The sequence below is a fragment of the Mesorhizobium sp. CNPSo 4688 genome, assembly GCF_057784295.1.
In genome coordinates, this window is record NZ_JBWLUY010000041.1 from 1 (window position 1) to 22,261 (window position 22,261).

A 22,261-nucleotide genomic window follows, 5' to 3' on the forward strand; every position below is an offset into this window, starting at 1 on the left:
GCGGCAGCGCCGAACCCAGTGTCAACGCACCGATGACGGCGCCGAGCGCCAGTCCCCTGCCTCGTATGAACCAGGTCGAGACCAGCTTCAGCGCGGGCGGATAGACACCGGCCAACGCAACGCCGGTTAGGATGCGGGCAGCGACGATGCCTAGAGGGCCGGGCTGCAGTAGCAGGCAAGCATTGGCGGCGGCGGCAAGCAGTGCGGAAACCGCCATCAGCCGGTTCAGTCTGACTGTAAATTCGCGCGCAATAGTGACCCCCTGAGGGGCGGTTTTCGCGTCCAATAGTGACCCCCTCTAAGGGTTTGCCGCTGACGATCAAGGCGGCGCACATGAAGCTGTGAACATCAAATGGGCTTGCCTTCCTCCCGAAAATCCTGCAGCGACGCATGCCGCAAGTCTTCCTCGCCGCGCAGGTGCTTCACACGGCCTATCAGCTCCGGCTTGACCCATTGCGTCGCCGGCCTCTTCATGCCCTTTGGCGCCGTCCCTGCGCGCTCCTGGACACGCTTCCATAGACGTTCGCGCATTTCGCGGTTCAGGGTGATGAAAGCCGAGCCGACATAGCGCCCGGTGCCGCGCTCGGCCAGCAGCGCGAAGGCTGGCTTGCCTGGTTCACGCTCGACGCCGAGCAGATCGAACTCGCCGATCGCGTGGCACTTCGCCTTCAGCCAGTTGGTCGACGTCCCGCTGCGGTACCGGCTGTCCTTGCGTCTCGACACCACGCCCTCAAGCCCGGCCTTGTCGACAAGGTGAAAGACCGCGGCGCCGGTGCCCGGCAGAGCTTCGCTGAATTGAATGCGGCTGCCTCTTGGGATCATCTCGGCCAGGATTTCGCGGCGGTCCTCCAGCGGCATGTCCCGCAGGTCGTGGCCGTTCAGGTGGAGAAGATCGAAGGCCACGAAATAGAGCTCATGCTGGCGGCGCGTGATGGCCTTCCGCAGTTCTGCGAAGTCGGACAGACCCTTGTCGTTGAGTACGATGATCTCGCCGTCGATGATGGCATTCTCGGCGCCGACGGTCGCGGCTTCCTTCACCAGGTCGCGATACTTGCTGTCCAGTCATGGCCCTTGCGCGTGTAGATGCGTGTCCCGTCTTCGTCGATGATGAGCTGCGAGCGGTACCCGTCGAACTTGACCTCGTGAATCCAGCCATCGCCTTCGGGAGGCTTCTCAACGAGGGTCGGCATCAGAGGCACGACGAACTTCAAACGCATACAACGGACTCGCAACTACGCGATTCAATTAGTTTTAGCTAAAATGGTTCCGGAACTTTTACCGAGCGTCGATGTTCGAATCGCCATGAAGAACGATCCAGAATGCCGGGCAGCCCTGCGGCTGATCAGAGAGACAATCGAAAACAATTGCCCGCCCGATGTGCTGCCCAGCGAGGAAATGGTCAACGGGATTTATGGACCGGACTTGATCCACGAGGCCGAAGCATTGGCAACGGCTATCGTCGCCACGGTACAGCGGTTATCGTTTCGACCAGGCGGAGAAGCGGCCGGAGCCCAGCATAAAGGGCTGAACGCAAAAGCCCGCCGACAGAGCCAGCGGGCAATGCCAAGATTTGTATTACGCGTTTAGGTCAGCTCGGCGGCGGGAGAACAACTACAGACGCAGTTGGTTCAGCGGTAATGGCGGAAAGCCTCTGCCCGCGAATCAGCACAGGCTTCTCGTAGGTCTTCTTCATGGGTATCCCCCGGTTGATCCCTCAAACGCCAGAAACTGGCCCGCGCTATCGTAGGTTGTCAAGCTGCTACGGAGATATTGCTAAACTAAAATATAGCGCTGGAGCTAGTAGATGAGAGGCGTCTTCCGCCTCGGCCGCTACCTTGGCGCGACTTGCTACAGGTGATGTGGCACGAACAGCCAGATCACGAGCCGCTTGAACTGGACAACTAGGAACGATTGCGGAGGTACGCACCTCATGCCGTCGACACAAGTTCGACTATGACCCGAACACAGGGTTCTCTCGGTCTGGTTTGTGGCAAGCGGGAAGAAATACGAATTTCTGGACGTGCCGCTTGAGGCGTTTGTCGCGTTCAAATCTGCCTTTGCAAAGGGTCGCTACTTCAACAGCCACATCCGCAACCGCTACGCATTCCGGCTTGCACTAGGCGCGTCGGAGGATTGATTGAAACAAGGTTCGATTGTAAGCGGCCCGCGCTGCTTATCGAAAGGGAGCGCGGGCCCGACCGTCGCCCCATTCACGCAGCGCGGGCTTGGTCGCTTGCCGCGCGCGGCTCCCTTCGTCGCAAGACTTAGGTCGAACGCAGGTTGCCTCTAAGCAAATTGGCTGAAGCTCGATGAACGAACGTATGCGGCGATGCCAATTGCCTTAAAATCTGATGGCGCTCATTCTTAAGTCAGCCAGCACCGCGCCTCGTTCCAGCCAGACTGGTCAGGCCCAGCGGCAGACGCCCCAAGTCCCGGCCCCTATGCCGCTGGGCCGCCCTGCGCCGACAAGAAATGGGCCACGCCTCAAAGCAGCGAATAGGCATATTTGATGACACGTAACCGGCGACTAATGAAGGCGAGCGACATACCGGCCTTCGTCAACAAGGTAATCGAGGCCGGATGCGATATCTGCGCCGTCGGTCACCGTGGCTACGTACTCGGTGAGGTCGAGGAGATGGTAGCGGCAGCGGACGAACTTGCGCGCATAGGGCAAGAGTTTGGGGATCGCGATTTCTTGCTGCCCGAGATAGTCGCCTACCTACGCGCGATCGGCCGGTATCTGGACCCAGGCTCTCCGGCAACGCACTGGTCCGAAAACCAGAAAATACATTAGAAGCCATTCTTGTCCCTAAGGGTCTGTATAAACGGCGCGGCCTTAGTTCATCAAACCATGCGTTCGCAGCGTGTCTTCGATCACTTTGATGCGCTGGGAGGCGGCGCCCACTACACCCCCGATGTGCCGTTCGGGTTCTGGCGCCCCGCTGTGGCTCGCAGGAAGCGTTCTGCCGACTGTGCGCGGTGTCTCGCCGTGGCGTCTTGCTCCGCCCGCTCCCGCTCGAGGCGGTACTCTTCGGGCAGCGGCTGCCAGTCGACCGGCATGCCAATGGCCCGGCAAGGGCCAACCGCGGGAGTTGCTACGCTCCGCCTGGCACGATGTTCCCGTTCGATGGAATGGTCAAGCGCTCCCTTTTGGGGGAGCCGGCTTGCCCCTAGCGCCTTTTCGGCTTCGGCGTGATCTCCTCGATCTGCGCCTTAACTCCGTCCTGCACCATCGCCTTTTCCATCGATTCCGCTTCGGCCTTGTCCTTGGTGGTCAGTATGGTCCGCCAGTGGGGTTTGTCGAACACGCTGACGAGATAGGTTGTTGCCGGCTTGTCGATCATGCTCCACCCTTTGGGCGTGTTCCGCTTACATTAGCAGAAGCGTATAGATCTCCACCAGCCGGTGCTGCATCAAAGGCCGCGCCGGTGAGGCCCGGCACCCGTGCTCCCCCGTCAAGGAAGCCCGAGCCGGGCCACCCACTCACGCACCCTTGGCCTTCCCGTTGGCGTTCGGACTCGCCTCAATGCCGCGCCGCGCAAGCCATTGCGGCCTATTTCCGCGACATCCCCCCTGTCGGAATTTCAGACCAGTGCGAACGCTGCGAGCCGGCGGTCCCTGCCTTCATGCCCGGATGATCTGGCAATGCCCCCCGGATACAGTGGGGCTAACTGTATTGAACGCGCCGCTCGACCCGCGCCTGGGCGCCCATTTCCTTTGCCTTGGCCAGAGCCTTGTTTATGTCTGTCGTGGTCAAGACGATCCGCCAGTTCGGTGCCTCAAACACGCTCACGATGTAGGTTGTCACCGGCATCATCCGGGTCATGTGATCGCTCCCCTAAAGTCCGCCATGCCCGCGTCATGGTTGCTATGGGGCCATAAAAGCGGAACCAGGCGTTGGGTTCCGTGATCCCGGTCACGGACCGTCCTTTGCCCTGCTATAGGCAAACACCGGAGTCGAGGTTCAGGTAAGTCTTGCCAACAGACCCTCACCTACGTCGAAGCCGCAGGCACCGGTATCATCGATTGAGACACTCTCATCAGTGGGCCTTGACGACAATTCGGCGCGAGAACTCGCCAGCCGTTGCCCCTGGCTGGACGAGGTAAGTTTCGCGCCAAGCGATTTCGACATGGACAATAAGCGAAAAGAAGCAACCGCCGCGGCCGAAGAACTGTCTGTACAGCAGGAAGGATGGGACGCGATCGGAAACGATCTGCCGGGTATGCCTGCTTGGGATGTCTCGCTTAAACAGTGCCAGGCCCAATGCGAAGCAGATCGCCGCTGCTTAGCACTCACCTACGATAAGAAGCACTCCGCCTGTTTCATGAAGAGTAACGGGTCAATTTTGGTTAGGAGTCCTGACGCAGTGATGGCGGCGAAGGGAGCAATCAAGGCGAATCTCCAGTACTCCACCCTCGTTTTCGGCAAGGACACCGTAGTCGTTGGGGGCGCTTACGCGAATGTGCGGAGCGGCTATGCCGACTGCGTATTGGCCTGCGCCGCTGATCAGAGATGTCTAGGCTTCAATTTTGACGGTCCGGACAAAATGTGCGCAATGCTCGACACCGTGACCTCATCGTCTCCATTCAAGGGCGTGGTGTCGGGCGTTAAGGAGACTCGCAGTTAAATTAGCTCTGGTCCTACATCACGTGCATAGTACCCACTGCGGGAACTGAGCCGGCGAACGCCAGCAAAGCGCAGGTGATCCACAATAGTAGCGACAGGTCATGCGGACGAGCGGCCGTCCATCATTGGATTGCACAGCGGATACCGGGCGCTGTGCAGCTGTTGAAGCCTATCGCATCCTTGGCGGCAGCAAGGAGGAAACCGTAGCCTTATTTGACGGTCCCGCATCTCTCCGATCGCCCGAGCCGCTTTGGGAACGAAATGCAAAACAAGCAGCGCTAGGGCTCGATCGAAGTATTCGTCGGGAAACGATAACGAGGTCGCGTCGCCCTGCTGGATGTGGATCCGCGGGTCGGTGTTGAGCCGGTTAGCTTCTTCTACGAAAACCGGGGAGAAATCTATCGCTGCAACTTCCTGCACATTGTCCGCCTTCGGAAGGGCAAACGTTAGACTGCCGGTACCACATCCAACGTCCAGGATTCGTTCACCGTCAGACAATCCGGCGAAATTGATAAATAGCGGTGCCAGCTGTTTGCTCCACCCGCCCATCAGTTGCTCATAGCCACCGGCTTTTCCGACATTGAATGTAGAAGTCAAGGAAGCCTCCAAGCGTGTTCGATGGTCCTGGTCACCCAAAGATTATTGGAAGGGCGCACCCTTGCCCTAATGGATTGGCTTCGGCCGACACATTTTGCACTCAATAGCGGGCTCGCCCACCAGACATATCGAAAACGGCACCGGTATTGAAATCGCTGGCATCCGAGCACAGCCAGGCAACCATGTGTGCAACCTCCTCCACTTTACCAAGGCGCTTCATCGGGCTGTCGCCGATCATGGCTTCTACTGCGGTTGCTCCGAGGTTTCGGATCATGTCGGTGTCGATCGGTCCCGGGGCGACGCAGTTAACGCGTATGTTGGCGTCCGCAACTTCGCGACTGAGAGCTTTCGTGAAGACGACGATGCCTGCGCTTGATGCCGAATAAGCCGCAAGATTGGCTAGACCCTCCTTGCCTGCTAGCGATCCCATATTCACGATGCGCCCGCCGCCCCAACGGCGCATATGTGGCAGCACCAGTTGCGTTACCTGCATGGTGCCGATCAGGTTTGTTTCGATAATGCTTCGCCAGTCTGCGAGTTCATGATCATCGAATGGGTGAAGCGTCCCGAGATAACCCGCATTGTTGACCAAAACATCGATACGCGCGCCGCGACTAACTATTTCGCTGATTGCTTGGTTAACCTGATCGCGCTTGGTGATGTCGAGTTGTGTTGATACCGCGCCTTTCAGTTCACTCGAGTTTCGATCCCACACGTGCACTGTCGCACCAGAGGACTGGAGTCGCTCTGCAATTGCTTTGCCGATGCTTTTGGCCCCGCCGGTTACGACGGCTGTCTTTCCAGTTAGGTCATATGAAACGGGCACGACACACGCTCCATCGAAAGGTCTTTTTTGCTAGACGAGCAATAATAGCAGGGCGGCGGGATAACGAACACTCCTCCTTTGGCACCTCCAGAGAACCGCGTGACCACAAGCCAGGAGATCGCGGAAAATGCAGCCGCATCATAGCGTTAGCTTGCGTATTTGATCGGAGTGAGCACACTGCAAACGGTGGTTTGCAGTTTGAACACCCGCAGAGGAACCGAGCCATGGACAGCGCCGTTGCCTACTATCGCGTTTCAACGCAGAGGCAGGGTCGTTCGGGGCTTGGCATCGACGCTCAGCGTGCAGCAGTCGCCCGCTTCGCCGAAACCGAAGGCATCGCGATCTTCCACGATTTCCCTGAGGTCGAGACCGGCAAGGGTTCTGATGCCCTGGACAGGCGCCCACAGCTGGCAGCCGCCCTCGCCAAGGCGCGCCAGGCCAAATGCCCGGTCATTGTTGCCAAGCTTGATCCGCTGTCGCGTGACGTTGCCTCCATTGCCGGACTCATGGTTCAGCGCGTTCCTTTCATCGTCGCCGAGCTCGGAGCTGATGCCGACCCTTTCATGCTGCACCTCTACGCGGCACTGGCCGAGAAGGAGCGGCGTCTCATCTCGGAACGCACCAAGGCCGCGCTCGCCTCTCGCAAGATGACCGGCAGGAAACTCGGCAATCCAACCAATCCCGCGCAGGCGGCCGCCAAGGGGCGACAGATCTCGGTGGAGGCTGCCGATCGTTTCGCCGAAACCGTCCTTCCGGTTATCGAATCCATCCGTCGCTGCGGCATTGCCAGCCTGCGCGGGGTGGCAACTGCCTTGAATAACCGAGGCGTTCGAACAGCCCGCGGCGGACAGTGAGAGGTCTCGAACGTCCGAAACATCCTGGCGCGCTCTAGGTGAGCTTTGATAAGCGGGAAAAACCAAGCCGTCATTCCTCGCCTGAGGCTGGGGTAGGCCGATAGGGTTAGTTGCGCAATTGCTAATATGTAATACCTTGGGCAGTGCGGGGAGGAGATCGATCAATCCCGCAGTGACCGGTTCGGCCTGTACCCCCAAGCGAGAGCCCCGGGTCGCACCGGCCATTCCCTCCGACAGCGATTCCATTCCGTCCCAGGAACCCGTGGCGGCAAGGTGCGTTGTGCCCTTCCGAGCACTGGGATTGGCATGGCCGAACTGACTAACGCAGCAAAAATGGCGAACGCTGCGGGCATTCACCCGGAGACTTTTCGCGAGGCTTTGCGCGCTTCGGATTTCTCGTGGCACAAGCGCGGCGACGACTGGACTGTCGAGATTGATAGCCGGGAGCATGAGGTATGCTCGCTGATCGCTGTTAGCCTCCACTAAACGAAAAGCCCGCCACCCTCAGGCATCTGTGAATTTTGTCACAGACGCATCGACGCATCGGCCTAGCTTGCAGCGTGTAGTTTCCTGCAGCGGTGAAGGGAGTACTCCGATGCTTGTGAACCTTCCTATGCTCCTGAACCTTCCTCTTATCGTAGTTGGTCCCCTTGCCGATTGGCTCCATCATCGAGCCGAACAGAAGGCGCAGTTGAAGGCAACCGACGAGCTCAGCGAGTCACCAGACGACATGCTCAGCGACATCGGGGTTTCCCGTGACGACATCACACACGCGTTCCACAGTTGTGGGAGATCCTCGGCGAGACGCGCATAACGCAGCCGCCGGACTAAAGCTGCCAGGGCGTTTTCTGTTTCAACCACTCCGACCAGAAGGCTTTCGCCAATCCCAGCAGGTCTTCCCGCGTCCGGCCGATATCGCGGATCAGGTGGTCGTCATGCTTAGCGAGAATGTCAATATAGACCTCCGGGTCGTCCTGGGACGTCGACCGGTTCGTCTCGTCAGCGGGGCGAGACGGAGGTTGGACATTCAAGAGGGGTGCCGCTGCACTGGTCATTGTAGCCGCCACAAGATCGATGGGCGGAAGATAACAAGCCGGTTTGACATTCGAGAAGTGAATTGTGATGATTGCAGCTATCAGCAACCGTGATACCCAAGGCAGGCAATGCTCCACCCGCTGGACCCCGAGTTGCTGCGCACCTTCCTCGCCGTCGCCGACACCGGTACCCTCACCAGGGCAGCGGAGACCGTGCATCGAACGCAGTCCGCAGTCAGCATGCAGATCAAGCGGCTTGAGGAGGAGATTGGCACGCCGCTCTTCGTGCGTGGTCCGCGTGGCGTCGCGCTGACGCTGAAAGGCGATCAGTTGCTTTCGAATGCCCGGCGCATCGTCTCGCTCATCGACGAGACGACCGCATCTATGGGCGCACCGCCGCTCATCGGCCGGGTTCGCCTCGGGATTCCGGAGGAGTATGGTGTTTCCGTGTTGCCCCCCGCGCTTGAAGCGTTCGCGAAGGTCCATCCCGAGGTCGAGGTCTCGTTACGCTACGGCAGATCCAAGCAAAACAAGCAGGCCTTGGCGGCTGACGAGCTCGACCTGGCGGTCGTCTTCGAGTGGCAGGAGTTCACCGGCTGCGAGGTTCTGATGACCGATCCCACAGTCTGGATCACGTCCGATGCTCATGCCCTGCACGAACAAAGGCCTATCCCGATTGCTATCTCCGACGACCCGGAATGTTCCGATTTCGCCATTCGGCTGCTCGACGTCCGGGGCCTGCCTTACCGGGTGGCGGTTCGGTGCTCCACCATCGGAAACCTCGGGGTCGCCGTCCAGTCCGGGCTGGCAATCGCGCCGTTCTCGCGCAGCAACATTCCCATCGGCTGCCGGGAACTCACCTTGGCGGACGGCTTCGGCGATACCGATGCCGCAAGGGTGGTAATGCACCAAAACATGCGTTCGGGTGGAGAGGCCGTCGAGTCCATGGCGCGGGCAATTCGCAATGCGTTTGCGCGGTCGGCGATTGCCTAACCGATCGGACAAGCTGGCGAGCTTGTCAGCGTCCTCGGGCCGTACAATTGGCCGTCGCTTTTGCGCGAACGAAAATCGGGGCTGGTAGCATGCTCCTCGGGCTCCCCCAAATACGTTGTTGGGCGCTTGGAAGGGCCTCAAGCTTCCTCGCGGAAATCCTGCAGCGAAGCGTGCCGCGGTCCTCCTCGCCGCGTAGGTGCTTCACTGTGGCAACGAGCCCGGGCTTGACCCATTGCGTGGCTGGCCGCTTCATTCCCTTCGGCGCCGTGCCGGCGTGGTCTTGGACGCCCTTCCAGAGCCGTTCGCGCATATCCCGGTTCAAGGTGATGAAGGCCGAGCCGACATAGCGCCCGGTGCCTCGTTCGGCCAATAGGGCGAAAGCTGGCTTGCCGGCCTCGCGCTCCACCCCAACAGATCGAACTCGCCGATGGCATGGCATTTTGCTTTCAGCCAAGCAGTCCGTTGCGCGTGAAGATGCGCACGTCGTGGTCAATGATGATCTGAGAGCGGTAGCCGTCGAATTTGACTTCATGAATCCAGTCGTCGCCATCGGGAGGCTTCTCGACAAGGGTCGGCAACAGAGGCTCGACGAACTTCAAACGCAGCATCAACACACCCACAACCCGGCGAGTTAATTAGCATGCGCTTGATTAGTTCCGGAAAATTTTAACGGATCATTGACCGCGCTGTCCCAAAATAGGACGGCGCGGTTAAACCCCAACTTGACTGCGCAGGCGGCTCCGGCATAGCACCCCCCAGCCGCACTGTCGGAGCCGCTCCCACACACCCATTTCATACCAGCAATGGTTGAATCAACGGTTTACGACACGTGCTTTCCAGGTCGTTAGGTAACGTTCATTGGGCGATGCCATTCGTCTTCTGGACTCTTTGTCGAAACAGTCGCATCCTCTCTTCGGGGAAGAGGGCGTGGACAAATACCGATACGACAATCGCTCTGACGACTGGCTGAAGCGAACAGGTGCCAGGCATAGCCGTGCGCGCCGATGGGCGAGCGTGCCGCTGCGTCTGATCTTGGTGACTGCGGTTGCGGCCGGCGCTCTAGTCGCACAGACCGCCATCCAGCACAGCGAAAGTTTGCCAGAGATCAATCCATCGAACTGGTTCGGCCCGAAGCCGGCTTCGATCGCCGGTATTGCGTCTGTGATCGACGGCGACACGATCGAGATCCACGGGCAGCGCATCCGCTTCAATGGCATCGACGCCCCCGAGAGCAAGCAGTATTGCGATGACGCCAAAGGGTTCGAGTATCCCTGCGGCCGACGAGCAGCCGAGGCGCTCGACGGGTTCCTTGCGACCTCCAAGCCCGTGCAGTGCTCCTTCGTCTCCTGGGACCGCTATGGCCGCTTCGTCAGCGACTGCAAGCGTGCTGACGGCGCCAGCGTGGCATCTTGGATGGTGGAGCACGGCCACGCGCTGGATTGGCCCCGCTACAGCCTCGGGGCCTATGCAGGGCAACAGGCGAAGGCAAGGGCGGCAAAGGTCGGACTCTGGGTCGGAAAGTTTCAAGCGCCTTGGGATTGGCGTGCGGGGCATGCAGACAAGGCACCAGCGATTACCCAGCCCCTCGGGATCATCAACAACCAAGTGGCGCAGAGCTATTCCTGCCAGCCGCGGCGAACCTGCCCACAGATCAGTTCGTGCGAGGAAGCAAACTGGTATCTGGCCAACTGCTCGTGGGGCGGGAAGCTCGACCGCGACAAGGACGGCATTCCTTGTGAATCGCAGTGTTAAGGGGGCGTATGAGGATCGATGCGGCGAGTGTTCTGACAAGAACTACCTTCGGCCTATTGGCATTGTTCGTTGCCATGGCGGCTGGATGCAGTTCGGTCGATTACCAGAAACTTGTCACCGGCCAACTATCGGGAAGTCTGTTCGTCATGTGGGTCGGAGAGGGCAACAATTCGGGTGACGGAAATTTTCTGTTCGTGCCCGACCCACGGGATCCATTGATCTTCCACCGCTCAGATCCATCTTCCCCGGGGAGTACAATCCAGCCGGGTCTCATGTACACTGACGGCGGATCGATCCCGAAAATCGCACAGGTCTTCAAGGGGTTATCGCCTTGGGGCTACGCGCCTGCCTATATGGTCCATGATTGGGTCTTTATCGCTCATCACTGCATAGTAGACGGCAGCACAGAGAGCCGGTTTGACCAAGTTCGCGGAATCGAATTCGACGATTCTGCCGCGATTCTAGGTGAAGCGATCAAAGCGCTGATCAAAGCCCGACAGGTAGCTCCCGACGATGTGGCGCCAAGTGCCATTACAGGTGCCGTTGGGAGCGTGGTTGCGAAGAACCTCTGGGATGAAAAAGGAGCATGTCAGTTGCTTCAAGTCAGCGCGAAGGACATCGCTGCTGCGGAGGCAGCCATACCGGGATCAACCACCAAAGCGCGAAACTTGAGGGCCTTCCGGGTTCCGATCGTGACGGAAGTTCCCACGGCAAGGCCCGCCAAGATTGTGGCTCACGTCACATTTTGAGATGTATTCCACGGGGGGCGATATTCGCAGCCGACCCAGGCGGTAAAGCGAGGCTGGTTGGGCATCGATCACGGCGGCCGCCTCGAGCCGGCCGAGATGTCCGCTTGTGGGCCGTTTGCGGGCTGGCCGCTTTCGGGGAAGGTAGCGTCAAAAGTTGCCGTTCGTGCGGCTCGCGAGGCCCTCCAAGCTGTCGAGCGGTCGTCAAATGGGGCTTCGGCGCCCTGAACAGGCGGCTGATAACATATGCGTCCGTCACATTCCTCCCGCGGGCCCATGGAAGCGAAAGGATGCCGGCTACGTGCAGACAGACCGGCGCCACAGCCCCGGGCTTATCCCCGTCCATGCGGAAAAACTCCGCGTGAAGTGGCTTTGACTCGAAAAGCCGGTGGCCAACGCGATTCCCGCGAGGGATGTTTCGGTTTCGCGCAGGAAGATTTTCGCGCGCTCTATACGTTCCTGAAGCAACCACCGGTGCGGCGGAACCCCCACGCTTTTTCGGAAAGCCCTGCTGAACTGCGAAGCGGACAGGCCGCATTCCTTTGCCAGGTCGGCCAGGCGGATATTGCCTGCGAGATTTGCCCGCAGAAGCTCCTTGGCTCGCCGTTCCTGCAGCGGCGTGAGCCCTCCGACGACCAGCTTTACCAACGGGATCATGCCGCCATACGTCCTGGCCACATGATGCCCGACTGCGAGCATGAGGTAATCGACGAACACCTGATTGGCCTGATCCGGCGTCTGGAAGACCGGCAGCAGGGCTTCAGCCATGCCGCGCGAGAAGGCATCCGAATGGCTAACGGCCGGCTTGTAGCGAAGTTCGTGAATATGCGGCGCTTCGGCCTCATCGGCGACCGCTTTCAGCGCGCCCGCGGGCAGATAGAAATGCACGGAGTGGAACGAACTGTTGAGGTGAAAGGTCGGCCGGCGCTTGATGTCGTAAATGATCGTCTCGCCGGGTCGTAGTGAGGATACCGGCGCCGCTCTGCCATTCTCCCAATATTCGTATCGTTCGTAAAACTTGAGATGCACGCCCAGGAGGAACGCATCCTCCTCGATCGGCGGCGTGGACAGGATGAATTGTGGATTGTCGTAGCGCAGTTCGGTCACCGCGATCGTGGACCTCGGCAAGGCGCGGGTGACGAATGAACTCACCTTGGCGTTCAGCCGTCTGCCAAAGGCCTCGCCGTAACTGTCGCTGACTGGCATCCGCAGTCCCCGGCTTGCCGGATATCCGACGGATTGCCCGCAGCTACCGACGTCCTCCCCAATACGCTTTTTGCCAATTTCTGACAATCTGCAGCACCTTCGTGAAAGACGCCCCGCGCTGCGTGGGAAATGATTGCCAAATCCCGACCAGACCCACGGGTTCCGGTCAGAGCCTGATGGGGAAGGGCGCCTTCCCCAGTCCTGGACACTCGGAGGCTTGCGCTGATGATCGACCTGTCGCCGATGAGCCTGCGGGGCATGCGATGTTCAGGTTATCCAGGGGATTTTGCGGGCGCTCGGCGCCGCGACCTGGTGTCAGGGTTTCGTCCGTTGTCCAGCAGGCCCCGCCGCGATGAGCTGATCGATGCAGGCAAGGAACGCCCGCAGCACGGGCGACGGATTATCCGCCCGATATCCGACCGCCAGATCGATCGTCGGCGGCGCGCCGATGAGCGGCCGGCTGACGACGGACCAAGGCAGGAGCGGTTCGACATAAGCGGGAAGCAGGGCCACCCCCCGCGTCGAGGCGACGAGGGAAATACCCATCGCGAAATTGTCGATATGGTGGCTGGGCGTGAGATCCACGCCGCACTGCCGCAGGTAGGTATCGACGACGTCCCGCAACACATGGGGCACGTCCGAAAAGCCCACGAAGATTTCTCCCGCCAGCGCGCGGGGATCGACCGCATCTTTGGCCGCGAGGCGATGGTCGCTGGGCAATATGGCGACGAGCGGTTCCTTGGCGATGACGCGATAGGACACGTCGGGCCGGGGTTCGATCCGCAGAAAGCCCAGATCGATTTCACCGCTCTGGAGCGCGTCGCCGAGATCCGGCGAGTAGAGGCTCGTCACCTTGAACTCGATATTGGGCAATTGTCCGCGCAAGATCCGCGTCACGTGCGGCAGCCAGTCGACCTCCTGCCCCGTCAGGAAACCAACCGAGAAGGTCTCGCGCGCCGGGCGCGCCGCCCGCCTCGCCGCCTGCACCGCCTCCGCCGCCTGACCGAGCGCCAGGCGCGCATGATCGAGGAAGGCGCGCCCCGCCGGGGTGAGCTCGACGCCGCGCGCGCCGCGCGTGAAGAGCTGGGCGCCGACCTCGAGCTCCAGATCGCGCAACTGGCGGCTGAGCGACGGTTGCGCCGTGTGCAGCCGCTTTTCCGCGGCGACGGTGAGGCTGCCCTCTTCGGCGACCGCCACGAAGTAACGGAGGTGACGCAGTTCCATTTCAAGCCATGCCTAGCAGGTATGGCTGCATGACATACAAAGTCTTTTTCGTTGCCGCAACAAATACCTAGATACGCAACATCGAAGTGCAGTCGGACAGTGCGTCACGGTGCCGACAACGGCTTTCGGTGAGAGCGGCCGGCTGTCCTTCAGCAAAGGAATTCAGAAGCTGGCGATGCCCTTCGGGAATATCGCGATCGGGTTCGAACAGGACGGATTTTTGGACGCGCGGCGATTGCCGCCGCTCCTTTTTGCAAGGGCAAGAACGATGACGGCCGACACGCACGAAACCGCCCCGACCCGGTATGTCGAGGCCAATGGCATCCGCTTCGCCTATCGCCGTTTCGGCAAGGCGGGCGGCGTGCCGATCGTCTTCAACCAGCATTATACCGGTACGATGGACTATTGGGATCCGGCCGTGACCGACGGCCTGGCCCAGACCCGCGAGGTGATCCTGTTCGACAATGCCGGCGTCTCCAGTTCGTCGGGAGCGACACCGACCAGTTTCCAGGAAATGGGCGCCAACGTGATCGCTTTCATCCGCGCGCTGGGCCTCAGCCAGGTCGACGTCCTCGGCATCTCGATCGGCGGCTTCGTCGCGCAGGAGACCGCGCTCCAGGGCGGTAATCTCGTCCGCAAGATCATCCTCGTCGGCACCGGCCATCGCGGGATGGACATGACGCTCAGCCGCTCGGCGGAATTCTTCGCCGGCAGCTATGATCCGCCCGAACATCTCTGGCTCGACGTCCACTTCAAGAACACCGGAACCAGCCGCAAGGCCGGTCTCGCGTTCCTCGAGCGCAAGTGGCGCCGCAAGGATCGCGATCCGGAGGTGAGCGAGCAGACGATTGCCGCGCAGGGCGAGGCGGTCGGCAAGTGGATCTCGCCGGAAGCGGATTCGCTCGCTTACCTGAAGTCGATCAAGCAGCCCGTCCTGGTCGTGCAGGGCAGCGACGATGCGATCATCCCGACCGTGCACTCGCTAACGCTGCAGCAGAATCTGCCTGACGCGCAGCTCATCATCTACCCGGATTCGGGCCACGGCTCGATCTATCAATATCCCGAGCTGTTCGTGGCCGAGGCCACCCTGTTTCTCGACAAGTGAAACCTCACCCCCCTCGCGGCACGGCCGCGGGGCACCCCAACGTTGAAAGGAATGTTCCGTGACTAATCTGACCAACAAGATCGCCCTCGTTACAGGCGGCTCGCGCGGTATCGGCGCGGGCATCGCCAAGCGGCTCGCCGCCGATGGCGCGAGCGTCGCGATCACCTACACCCAGGGCGCGGACGCCGCAGCTCAGGTCATGAAGGCGATTGAGGCGGCGGGCGGCAAGGCAATCGCGATCCAGGCCGACGCGACCAATGCCAAGGCAGTCCAGGCGGCGGTCGAGCAGACCGTCTCCGCTCTGGGCGGGCTCGACATCCTCGTGAACAATGCCGGCACCGCTATCCCCAAGCCGTTCGAGGAATCGACGCTGGAGGAGATGGACCGTGTCATCGACATCAACCTGCGCGGCGTGTTCATCGCCACCCAGGCGGCGCTCAAGCATCTGCCCGATGGGGGCCGCATCATCACGATCGGGTCGTGCGTCGGTGAACGCATGGGGACGCCAGGTCTGGTCGCCTATTCGGCGACCAAGGGGGCGGTGAAGATGTTCACGCAGGGCCTGGCGCGTGAGGTCGGTTCGCGCGGCATCACCGTCAACAACGTCCAGCCGGGTCCGATTGACACCGATCTCAACCCCGCCGTGGGCGACTGGGCCGATCCGCAGATCGCGAACACCGCGCTCAAGCGCTACGGCCATGTCGACGATATCGCCGCGATGGTGGCGTTCGTCGCCGGTCCCGAAGCCGGCTACATCACCGGCGCAAGCCTTACCGTCGACGGCGGCACCAACGCCTGAGGAGGACGGGTCATGACGAACTGCAACGGCAAGACTGCTCTCGTCACGGGCGCGTCGCGCGGCATCGGCCGCGCGGCCGCCCTGGCCCTCGCCGAAGCCGGCGCGCAGATCCTGGTCCACTACGGAAAGAACGCCGCGGAGGCGGACGCCGTGGTCGAACAGATCCGCGCCAGCGGCGGGCGGGCCCAGGCGATCGGCGCCGATCTCGCCACGCCCGAAGGCCCGGTCGAACTCGCCCGCAAGGTCCGCGAGATCGCCGGCGAACGGCTCGACATCCTCGTCGCCAATGCCGGCATCGCCAAGGCGGTCTCGATCGAGGAGACGACGGTCGAGGATTTCGACGGCTTGTTCGCGGTCAACGTCCGCGCGCCCTTCTTCCTGGTCCAGCAACTGCTGCCCATCCTGCGCGAGGGATCGAGCGTGATCTTCACCTCGTCGCTCGCAGCGCATGCCTCGGTCGGCGTGCTGCCGGCTTATGCCGCGACCAAGGGCGCGATCGACACTTTGGTCAAGCACTTCGCCGCTCTGCTCGGGCCCAAAGGCATCCGCGTCAATGCGGTCGCTCCGGGCGTGGTCGCGACCGACATGTCGAGCTTCGCCAAGACCGATGAGGGTCGTGACTTCACGCTCGGCATCCAGGCGCTCCAACGCGTCGCCCAGGCGGACGACATCGGCGGCGCGATCGCCTTCCTCGCCTCCGACGCGGCGCGCTGGGTTTCCGGCGATACGTTGCGGGTTGACGGCGGCTCGAAGCTCTGAATCCCGCACGGTGGAACGGCATTGAAGGAGGCCAGCATGACGACGCCCGAACGGAACAAGGCCCTCGTGATCGAGGCGTTCGACGCCTTGTTCAACCGGCGCGATTATGCGCGCGCCGCCGCCTTCTGGTCGGACGAATATATCCAGCATAGCGCGCATATCGCGCCGGGCCGGGACGGGCTGTTCGATCTGATCCGCGCGGCCCCCGCCGACCTGCGCTACGAACATGACATGGCGGTCGCCGAGGGCGATCTCGTGATCCTCCACGGCCGCTTCACCAACACTGGCCTGCCGGCCGCCTGGGTGGCGGCCGATATCGTCCGCATCGAGGACGGCAGGCTCAAGGAACATTGGGACGTACTGCAGGACGAAGCCACCGCGGCCGAATCCAAAAGCGGCTTGCCGATGTTCGGCAGCACCTTTCCAGCCTGAATCGGGGAAATTTCTCATGTCCGAACGTGTAATCAAGATTCCCGGACCCGATCATCCGATCACGATCGGCCCCAATGCCAGCCGCGTGATCGTGACGCTCGGCGGCAAGGTTATCGCCGACACCACCCGCGCGCTCACGCTGCGCGAGGCGAGCTATCCCGCCGTCCATTATATACCGCGCGCGGATGTGGACATGGCGGCGCTCAGCCGGTCGGACACGCATAGCTATTGCCCCTATAAGGGCGAGGCGTCCTATTTCGGCATTCCCGCGGGCGGCACACGTTCGGTGGATGCGATCTGGACCTACGAGGAACCATACGACAGCGTTTCTGCCATCAGGGACCACCTCGCTTTCTATCCCGATCGCGTCGACGCGATCGAGGAGCGCGCCGCCTGACGCGCATCGGGCGGCGTCTGGCTCCGAAACGCCCGAACTGCCTCGCACGAAGGACTCGATGATCACGCGCTTTTCCCAGACGATGCCGGTCGTGTCGCACCTCATGCTCACCGCTGCATTGCTTCTGGGTTCGGCCGCGTCATGAGGCGTGGCCCGGCCCCGGTATAGAGCACGTCGCGATAGAACGTCCGCACGGCGGTGAAGATGTCGAACAAGGTTTCGGGTCGGGGCGGTATTTACCTCGGTTCGTACATGCCGACCTGCCAGTTCGCCTTGAGCGATATGCGGATGCCGTACCACTTAATAACGGACGCCATCAACCATAGCTGAACCAATGGCAGCTTTCAGGATCGATGTATGCCGCGGCGAATGGCCGAGATAGGCGCGAAGGGGTCACAGTCCGGTTTGCGCGGGCACTGCTGCGAACAAGCAGCGGGATGGGTCGGACGCGCGTCAGTGGCGCTGCGGCAGGAGAGCTGGTGCGTCGCGCGAGCCATAGTCTCAAGAGGCGTGATCTGTGGTATCATAGGCCGGTAAGGCCGGAGGCGCCGGTCCTGCCTGCCTCTGACCTGCGGCTTGCGAGTCCTGAATCTTTACTGAGGCTCAACATGGAGCGGAAGCTCGCTGCCATCCTTGCCATTGATGTTGTCGGTTACTCGGCGCTCATGGAGGTGGATGAAGCGGGCACCTTCGACCGGCTGAAACGGGGCCGCAAAGAGTTGTTCGAGCCGGAAATCGCGACGCGACACGGGCGAATCTTCAAGCTTATGGGAGACGGCCTGCTGGCGGAGTTCGGTAGCGTGGTGGATGCGGTCGAATGCGCGGTTACGCTTCAGCGCGGCATGACGGAACGTAACGCGAGCGCCGCCGAAGACCAGCGCTTCGAAGTCCGGATCGGAATCAACCTTGGGGAAGTGATCGTCGAAGGGGACGATCGCTATGGCGAGGGCGTGAATGTAGCGTCGCGCCTCCAACAACTCGCCGAGCCCGGTGGCATCTGCGTTTCGGAGAAGGTGTCCAAGGAGGTCAGGCAGAAGCTGGCGTTTGCGTTCGAGCCCATGGGCGAGCAGCGGGTGAAGAACATAGCCGAGCCGATATACTGCTATCGCGTCAACCTGCAGCTTCCGAGAGCCGCTCCGGTCGGGCGACTGGCATTGCTGGAATTGCCCGACAAGCCCTCGATCGCGGTCTTGCCTTTCACCAACATGAGCAACGATCCGGAGCAGGAAACCTTTGTCGACGGGTTGACCGAAGACCTGATCACCGACCTGTCTCGCTGCGCCGGCCTCTTCGTCATCGCACGCAACTCGACCTTTGCTTACAAAGGGCGGTCGGTCGATGTGCGTTTGGCCGCGCGTGATCTTGGGGTGCGCTATGTGGTTGAAGGCAGCGCCCGGCGCGCCGCGGGGCGCGTGCGCATCAATGCGCAGCTGATCGACGCGATCGGCGGCGATCATATCTGGGCCGAGCGCTACGACAGCAGCCTCGAGGATATCTTTGCAGTGCAGGACGAGGTCACGGCCAAGATCGTCGAAGCCCTTGTCGGCCGATTGGCCGGACAGCCGGCGCGCAAACGGCCGACGAGTCTCGAAGCCTATGACCTCTGTGTACAAGCCCGCGGCGTCAGTTTTCAGACCGGGTTAGGCGCGCAGGAAGCGCGCATGCTGCTGGAGAAGGCGATCAGACTCGATCCCGACTATGCCGAAGCGCATAGCGTGCTGGCCCTCAATCTTTGGCTCGGCTGGCTGTTCTGGAACGAGCCGAAGGAAACCAACCAACCTCGCTCGCTCGCGGAAGCGCAGCAGGCAGTGGCGCTCGACCCTAACGATGCCGGGAACCGGTGGGTGCTGGGCATCATACTTGGTCACGAACGGCGTTTCGCGGAATCGGATGCAGAGTTCGAGGCGACTTTCAAGCTCGATCCCAATCATGCCGATGCCTGGGCGATGCGCTCGGATCTCATCACCTTGAGGGGCGATGCGGTCAAGGGCGTCGAATTCGTGAAGCGGGCGTTGCGGCTCAATCCGCGCCCTCCGGGGTGGTACTATTGGATGGCGGGCCAAGCCTATTATGCGCTCGGCGACTATCAATCCGCGGTCGAGGCTTTACGCAAGCCGGAAACCTACCGCACCACGTCGCGGCGCATGCTTGCGGCAGCCCTCGCGCAGCTCGGACGCCTGGATGAAGCCCGTCAGGAGGCGGAGTTCTTCATGATGAGCAATCCCCATTTCAGCATCAGGCACTGGGCGACATCGCAGCCATTCGACGACGAGGAAGTGCTCCAGCGCTTCGTCGAAGGCTACCGCAAGGCTGGCCTTCCCGACTAAAGAGCGCATCGTTCTGGATCGCCGGCTTGCTCTGGTCGAGACATAGGCTCGTCTTTTGGCTGTGAGGGCAATGCCCGTGGGCTCCATCGATCAATGTCTGTTGATGGCGCGCGAGTACGTTGATGATGGATCCTGCAATGTCCGCTTTCGAGAAGCCGGAAAAGCAGTTTTTGTGACCGACAAGAGGCGCAAAGCGGCCATGGGCGATGGACGTTCGGAGGTGTGCGATCGCCCTCGCCGAGGAGCTGCATCATACCTCGACCACGGGGGTCTTGTCCGCGCAATGGCTAGCCCTCTTCCAGCCCTGCGATGCGCAAGCCCTCGAGGATCGCTGCCATGCGCGATGGATCGTATTCCGGCAGTCCTGCCCTGATGCTCGCGATGGTAACGTCGGGCGCGAGTGTCCGAAATTTTGCCAGGTAGCGACGTGCTTCATCCATTCGGCCGAGCTGTGCATTTGCCGCGATCAGCATCCAGTAAGTCGGGTCGAGGCCTGCGTTCAACGCCATTGACCGCTCCGCGGCTTTCAGCGCTTCGACATAGTTGCCACGCGCCATGTGCACATGAGCAATCGTTGTCATGGGCCACGGCGCCGTAGGGTCGCCCGGGCTCATGAGGATCGCGCGCCGGCTATGGGTGAGTGCGTCCTCCAGATCCCCGCAATGGAGTTCGGCAATGCCTGCGACCATCAGCACAAACTGGCTGTTGGGGTTCGCCTCGACGGCATTGGCGACGATCTGCATGCCTCGGTCGTACTCCCGCATGGTCACCAGCGTCAGTCCGCATTGCGCCAGCACGGTCGCATCGCCCTGCGGATCGGCAAGGGCGCGGCGCACCAGATCGAGACAAGCTGACCGGTCGTCGCCGGTAAGCTCGGGCCAGCCCATGGCAATGCGGAACTCGAGGGCAAAACAGGCACCGATGAGGAACGCCGCGTAGTGCGGTTCGAGCGCGACTGCCTGCATGAATAGCTCAAAGGCCTCGGCGTTGTCCTCGGGCCGCGCGCTGTACGTCTTCGACAGCGCTCTCAGGTAGAGATCGTAAGCATCGAGGCTTTCCGGGCGTTGCCTGCGGGAGCGTTCGATTTCGGCCTGTCGGATCTGCGGCTCGATGACGCCGATAACGCTTTCGGCAATGCGGTCCTGCACATCGAACACGTCTGCGACGACACCATCAAACCTATCGGCCCAAAGATGCGCCCCGGCTATCGTCTCGATGAGCTGTGCAGTGATGCGCAGCCGCTCGCCGGAGCGTCGCACGCTGCCTTCGAGCACGTAGCGGACTCCGAGCTCCCTGGCGACCTGCCGCACGTCCATGGCCTTGCCCTTGTAGACGAAGCTCGAATTGCGGGCGATAACCGCAAACGACTTAAAGCGGCTGAGCGCCGTGATGATGTCCTCAACGATGCCGTCCGCAAAGTAGTCCTGCTCCGGGTCGCCGCTCATGTTCTGGAACGGCAGCACCGCAAGCGCCGGCCTGTCGGGCAGGCGCTCCGTTGGACGCGATGGGCCGAGCTGCTTTGCTCCATCCGGGCGCAAAAGATAGGCGCGGATCGGCCGGGAGATGTTCTTCAGCGCCTGCTCGCCCATATCTTCAAAGCGCAGGCCGCCGATCTTTCCCGCGGCATCTTCCTGCACGCGTGCGGAAACGCAGATCCCGCCCGGCTCCGCGATCCCCTCAAGACGGGCGGCGATGTTGACCCCCTCGCCGAAGACGTCGCCGTCCTGTTCGATGATGTCGCCGACATTGATGCCGATCCGGAATTCGAGCCGTTCGTCGGCTGCAACGGCGGCATTGCGTTCTGCCATGCCTGCCTGCACCTCGACAGCGCAGCGCACCGCATCGACGACACTGGCGAAATCCGCCAACAGCCCGTCGCCCGTCGTTTTGACGATCCTGCCGCGATGCCTGGCAATACAGGGATCGAGGTGCTCACGGCGATGGCTGTTCAAGCGGTCGAGGGTACCTTCCTCGTCGGCGCCCATCAGCCGACTGTACCCGGCGACGTCAGCCGCAAGGATCGCCGAGAGCTTGCGCTCGACGCGGCCGATTTCCATCCGAGTCCCCTCCAAGGCGTCAGGATCATATGCGCCCAGATCAACCGATCCAAGGCCGCTCTTCCGGTTCTTTGGGGGGTCGCGCCAACCATGCCACCAGAATGTCGGCTGATGGGCCAACAGCGACCTCCAGCGTGGTCGCCGCCAACGTCCGCTTTCAGGCGATCGCAAAGGCATGCTCAACGGCCGATATTCGCCGTTGGGTCAAAATCAGACCTTCACAACCAGTAGGTATTGCGCCGTTGGCGCTCCCACTCAACGAGAGACCCACGCACCAGCGGCTGCTGCTTCACCATAGCAAGCAAACATAGCGCGGTCTTGGTTCACGTTCGGGTACATCGCAACCAAAGCCTCCCTCGCGCTGGTAGTGTCTTAGTTTGAATTCCGGCTTATGACGACCCATCCTCGACGTTCCGGCTCGTGGACTCGGCCGGCGGTCGCCCGTACAATCCTTGTCCTGTTGTGAAGGCAATGCGCTACATGACCGAAGGAAGCGTCCAACGTCGCCTCGCGGCCATCTTTGCCG

At 61.4% G+C, this 22,261-nt stretch carries 23 protein-coding genes and 3 pseudogenes; 15 read left to right on the forward strand and 11 right to left on the reverse strand.

From position 1 onward, the window contains the following. Together AC04SH_RS33400 and AC04SH_RS33405 are read right to left on the reverse strand one after the other, a co-directional pair. Positions 1-217, reverse strand: a pseudogene (locus tag AC04SH_RS33400) (MFS transporter); the annotation flags it as partial. A 131-nt stretch (positions 218-348) separates the two neighbouring features. Further along, positions 349-1,217: pseudogene (locus AC04SH_RS33405) on the reverse strand (ATP-dependent DNA ligase). Positions 1,218-1,302: 85 nt separating this feature from the next. Here AC04SH_RS33405 and AC04SH_RS33410 point away from each other — a divergent pair. The 3 genes from AC04SH_RS33410 to AC04SH_RS33420 all read left to right on the forward strand — a co-directional run bounded on the left by AC04SH_RS33410 (position 1,303) and on the right by AC04SH_RS33420 (position 2,794). Then, a complete protein-coding gene (locus tag AC04SH_RS33410; protein ID WP_488577940.1) occupies positions 1,303-1,587 on the forward strand; it encodes a hypothetical protein in 285 nt (94 codons plus the stop codon). A 400-nt stretch (positions 1,588-1,987) separates the two neighbouring features. Then, positions 1,988-2,137, forward strand: coding sequence for a KTSC domain-containing protein (locus AC04SH_RS33415; protein WP_488577941.1), 150 nt, complete (start codon positions 1,988-1,990; stop codon positions 2,135-2,137). Positions 2,138-2,530: 393 nt separating this feature from the next. Then, positions 2,531-2,794: a hypothetical protein gene (locus AC04SH_RS33420; protein WP_488577953.1), complete on the forward strand. Its 264-nt coding sequence runs from the start codon at positions 2,531-2,533 to the stop codon at positions 2,792-2,794. 376 nt (positions 2,795-3,170) lie between these two features. Here the strand turns inward: AC04SH_RS33420 and AC04SH_RS33425 are convergent, their stop codons facing one another. Together AC04SH_RS33425 and AC04SH_RS33430 are read right to left on the reverse strand one after the other, a co-directional pair. Next, complete coding sequence (locus AC04SH_RS33425) at positions 3,171-3,344, reverse strand: hypothetical protein (RefSeq protein ID WP_488577942.1); 174 nt, start codon at positions 3,342-3,344, stop codon at positions 3,171-3,173. A gap of 323 nt (positions 3,345-3,667) precedes the next feature. Beyond that, a complete protein-coding gene (locus tag AC04SH_RS33430) occupies positions 3,668-3,826 on the reverse strand; it encodes a hypothetical protein (protein ID WP_477345576.1) in 159 nt (52 codons plus the stop codon). A gap of 217 nt (positions 3,827-4,043) precedes the next feature. Here AC04SH_RS33430 and AC04SH_RS33435 point away from each other — a divergent pair, with 217 nt between their 5' ends. Next, positions 4,044-4,628, forward strand: coding sequence for a PAN domain-containing protein (locus tag AC04SH_RS33435; protein ID WP_488577943.1), 585 nt, complete (start codon positions 4,044-4,046; stop codon positions 4,626-4,628). A gap of 221 nt (positions 4,629-4,849) precedes the next feature. Here AC04SH_RS33435 and AC04SH_RS33440 read toward each other — a convergent pair. Next, a pseudogene (locus AC04SH_RS33440) lies at positions 4,850-5,224 on the reverse strand (class I SAM-dependent methyltransferase); the annotation flags it as partial. Between the two features lie 100 nt (positions 5,225-5,324). Then, a complete protein-coding gene (locus AC04SH_RS33445) occupies positions 5,325-6,050 on the reverse strand; it encodes an SDR family NAD(P)-dependent oxidoreductase (RefSeq protein WP_477345574.1) in 726 nt (241 codons plus the stop codon). 224 nt (positions 6,051-6,274) lie between these two features. Between AC04SH_RS33445 and AC04SH_RS33450 the strand changes: the two genes are divergently transcribed. Beyond that, complete coding sequence (locus AC04SH_RS33450; protein WP_488577944.1) at positions 6,275-6,904, forward strand: recombinase family protein; 630 nt, start codon at positions 6,275-6,277, stop codon at positions 6,902-6,904. A 306-nt stretch (positions 6,905-7,210) separates the two neighbouring features. Continuing rightward, positions 7,211-7,390 (forward strand): hypothetical protein, encoded by a 180-nt coding sequence (locus AC04SH_RS33455; protein WP_488577945.1) that lies wholly within the window; start codon positions 7,211-7,213, stop codon positions 7,388-7,390. A 341-nt stretch (positions 7,391-7,731) separates the two neighbouring features. Here AC04SH_RS33455 and AC04SH_RS33460 read toward each other — a convergent pair whose 3' ends face one another. Further along, positions 7,732-7,959: a hypothetical protein gene (locus AC04SH_RS33460; protein WP_477345569.1), complete on the reverse strand. Its 228-nt coding sequence runs from the start codon at positions 7,957-7,959 to the stop codon at positions 7,732-7,734. Between the two features lie 108 nt (positions 7,960-8,067). Here AC04SH_RS33460 and AC04SH_RS33465 point away from each other — a divergent pair, with 108 nt between their 5' ends. Beyond that, a complete protein-coding gene (locus AC04SH_RS33465; RefSeq protein WP_488577946.1) occupies positions 8,068-8,931 on the forward strand; it encodes a LysR family transcriptional regulator in 864 nt (287 codons plus the stop codon). Positions 8,932-9,377: 446 nt separating this feature from the next. Here the strand turns inward: AC04SH_RS33465 and AC04SH_RS33470 are convergent, their stop codons facing one another. Further along, on the reverse strand, positions 9,378-9,539 hold the full coding sequence (locus AC04SH_RS33470) for a hypothetical protein (protein ID WP_488577947.1): 162 nt from the start codon (positions 9,537-9,539) through the stop codon (positions 9,378-9,380). 250 nt (positions 9,540-9,789) lie between these two features. Here AC04SH_RS33470 and AC04SH_RS33475 point away from each other — a divergent pair, with 250 nt between their 5' ends. After that, entirely contained in the window at positions 9,790-10,683 is an 894-nt protein-coding gene (locus tag AC04SH_RS33475) for a thermonuclease family protein (protein WP_477345566.1), read from the forward strand. A gap of 8 nt (positions 10,684-10,691) precedes the next feature. Next, positions 10,692-11,432: a hypothetical protein gene (locus AC04SH_RS33480; RefSeq protein WP_477345565.1), complete on the forward strand. Its 741-nt coding sequence runs from the start codon at positions 10,692-10,694 to the stop codon at positions 11,430-11,432. Between the two features lie 294 nt (positions 11,433-11,726). Here the strand turns inward: AC04SH_RS33480 and AC04SH_RS33485 are convergent, their stop codons facing one another. Both AC04SH_RS33485 and AC04SH_RS33490 read right to left on the reverse strand, forming a co-directional pair. Further along, positions 11,727-12,635, reverse strand: coding sequence for a helix-turn-helix domain-containing protein (locus AC04SH_RS33485; protein ID WP_488577948.1), 909 nt, complete (start codon positions 12,633-12,635; stop codon positions 11,727-11,729). Positions 12,636-12,950: 315 nt separating this feature from the next. After that, the gene (locus tag AC04SH_RS33490) at positions 12,951-13,859 is read right to left on the reverse strand and encodes a LysR family transcriptional regulator (protein ID WP_477345259.1); all 909 of its coding nucleotides are present in this window, start codon (positions 13,857-13,859) and stop codon (positions 12,951-12,953) included. 268 nt (positions 13,860-14,127) lie between these two features. Here AC04SH_RS33490 and AC04SH_RS33495 point away from each other — a divergent pair, with 268 nt between their 5' ends. From AC04SH_RS33495 to AC04SH_RS33520, 6 genes are all read left to right on the forward strand, one after another. Beyond that, the gene (locus AC04SH_RS33495; RefSeq protein WP_477345260.1) at positions 14,128-14,964 is read left to right on the forward strand and encodes an alpha/beta fold hydrolase; all 837 of its coding nucleotides are present in this window, start codon (positions 14,128-14,130) and stop codon (positions 14,962-14,964) included. A 58-nt stretch (positions 14,965-15,022) separates the two neighbouring features. Next, a complete protein-coding gene (locus AC04SH_RS33500; protein ID WP_477345262.1) occupies positions 15,023-15,763 on the forward strand; it encodes a 3-oxoacyl-ACP reductase family protein in 741 nt (246 codons plus the stop codon). A gap of 12 nt (positions 15,764-15,775) precedes the next feature. After that, the gene (locus AC04SH_RS33505) at positions 15,776-16,522 is read left to right on the forward strand and encodes an SDR family NAD(P)-dependent oxidoreductase (RefSeq protein WP_488577949.1); all 747 of its coding nucleotides are present in this window, start codon (positions 15,776-15,778) and stop codon (positions 16,520-16,522) included. A gap of 36 nt (positions 16,523-16,558) precedes the next feature. Beyond that, complete coding sequence (locus AC04SH_RS33510) at positions 16,559-16,954, forward strand: nuclear transport factor 2 family protein (protein WP_488577950.1); 396 nt, start codon at positions 16,559-16,561, stop codon at positions 16,952-16,954. A gap of 16 nt (positions 16,955-16,970) precedes the next feature. Beyond that, positions 16,971-17,351: a DUF427 domain-containing protein gene (locus AC04SH_RS33515; protein WP_477345267.1), complete on the forward strand. Its 381-nt coding sequence runs from the start codon at positions 16,971-16,973 to the stop codon at positions 17,349-17,351. Between the two features lie 608 nt (positions 17,352-17,959). After that, positions 17,960-19,678 (forward strand): adenylate/guanylate cyclase domain-containing protein, encoded by a 1,719-nt coding sequence (locus AC04SH_RS33520; RefSeq protein ID WP_488577951.1) that lies wholly within the window; start codon positions 17,960-17,962, stop codon positions 19,676-19,678. A 287-nt stretch (positions 19,679-19,965) separates the two neighbouring features. On the opposite strand, the gene AC04SH_RS33525 is transcribed toward AC04SH_RS33520, so the two are convergent. Next, positions 19,966-21,735, reverse strand: a complete 1,770-nt coding sequence (locus tag AC04SH_RS33525; RefSeq protein WP_488577952.1) for an adenylate/guanylate cyclase domain-containing protein — start codon at positions 21,733-21,735, stop codon at positions 19,966-19,968. Positions 21,736-22,261 lie beyond the last annotated feature (526 nt).

Coding starts and splice junctions, on each gene's coding strand:
- AC04SH_RS33430 (WP_477345576.1), bottom strand. CDS start 3,826: ATGACCCGGATGATGCCGGTGACAACCTACATCGTGAGCGTGTTTGAG.
- AC04SH_RS33505 (WP_488577949.1), top strand. CDS start 15,776: ATGACGAACTGCAACGGCAAGACTGCTCTCGTCACGGGCGCGTCGCGC.
- AC04SH_RS33485 (WP_488577948.1), bottom strand. CDS start 12,635: ATGCCAGTCAGCGACAGTTACGGCGAGGCCTTTGGCAGACGGCTGAAC.
- AC04SH_RS33460 (WP_477345569.1), bottom strand. CDS start 7,959: ATGACCAGTGCAGCGGCACCCCTCTTGAATGTCCAACCTCCGTCTCGC.
- AC04SH_RS33455 (WP_488577945.1), top strand. CDS start 7,211: ATGGCCGAACTGACTAACGCAGCAAAAATGGCGAACGCTGCGGGCATT.
- AC04SH_RS33510 (WP_488577950.1), top strand. CDS start 16,559: ATGACGACGCCCGAACGGAACAAGGCCCTCGTGATCGAGGCGTTCGAC.
- AC04SH_RS33450 (WP_488577944.1), top strand. CDS start 6,275: ATGGACAGCGCCGTTGCCTACTATCGCGTTTCAACGCAGAGGCAGGGT.
- AC04SH_RS33525 (WP_488577952.1), bottom strand. CDS start 21,735: ATGGAAATCGGCCGCGTCGAGCGCAAGCTCTCGGCGATCCTTGCGGCT.
- AC04SH_RS33490 (WP_477345259.1), bottom strand. CDS start 13,859: ATGGAACTGCGTCACCTCCGTTACTTCGTGGCGGTCGCCGAAGAGGGC.
- AC04SH_RS33515 (WP_477345267.1), top strand. CDS start 16,971: ATGTCCGAACGTGTAATCAAGATTCCCGGACCCGATCATCCGATCACG.
- AC04SH_RS33495 (WP_477345260.1), top strand. CDS start 14,128: ATGACGGCCGACACGCACGAAACCGCCCCGACCCGGTATGTCGAGGCC.
- AC04SH_RS33425 (WP_488577942.1), bottom strand. CDS start 3,344: ATGATCGACAAGCCGGCAACAACCTATCTCGTCAGCGTGTTCGACAAA.
- AC04SH_RS33480 (WP_477345565.1), top strand. CDS start 10,692: ATGAGGATCGATGCGGCGAGTGTTCTGACAAGAACTACCTTCGGCCTA.
- AC04SH_RS33465 (WP_488577946.1), top strand. CDS start 8,068: ATGCTCCACCCGCTGGACCCCGAGTTGCTGCGCACCTTCCTCGCCGTC.
- AC04SH_RS33470 (WP_488577947.1), bottom strand. CDS start 9,539: ATGCTGCGTTTGAAGTTCGTCGAGCCTCTGTTGCCGACCCTTGTCGAG.
- AC04SH_RS33410 (WP_488577940.1), top strand. CDS start 1,303: ATGAAGAACGATCCAGAATGCCGGGCAGCCCTGCGGCTGATCAGAGAG.
- AC04SH_RS33520 (WP_488577951.1), top strand. CDS start 17,960: ATGGAGCGGAAGCTCGCTGCCATCCTTGCCATTGATGTTGTCGGTTAC.
- AC04SH_RS33420 (WP_488577953.1), top strand. CDS start 2,531: ATGAAGGCGAGCGACATACCGGCCTTCGTCAACAAGGTAATCGAGGCC.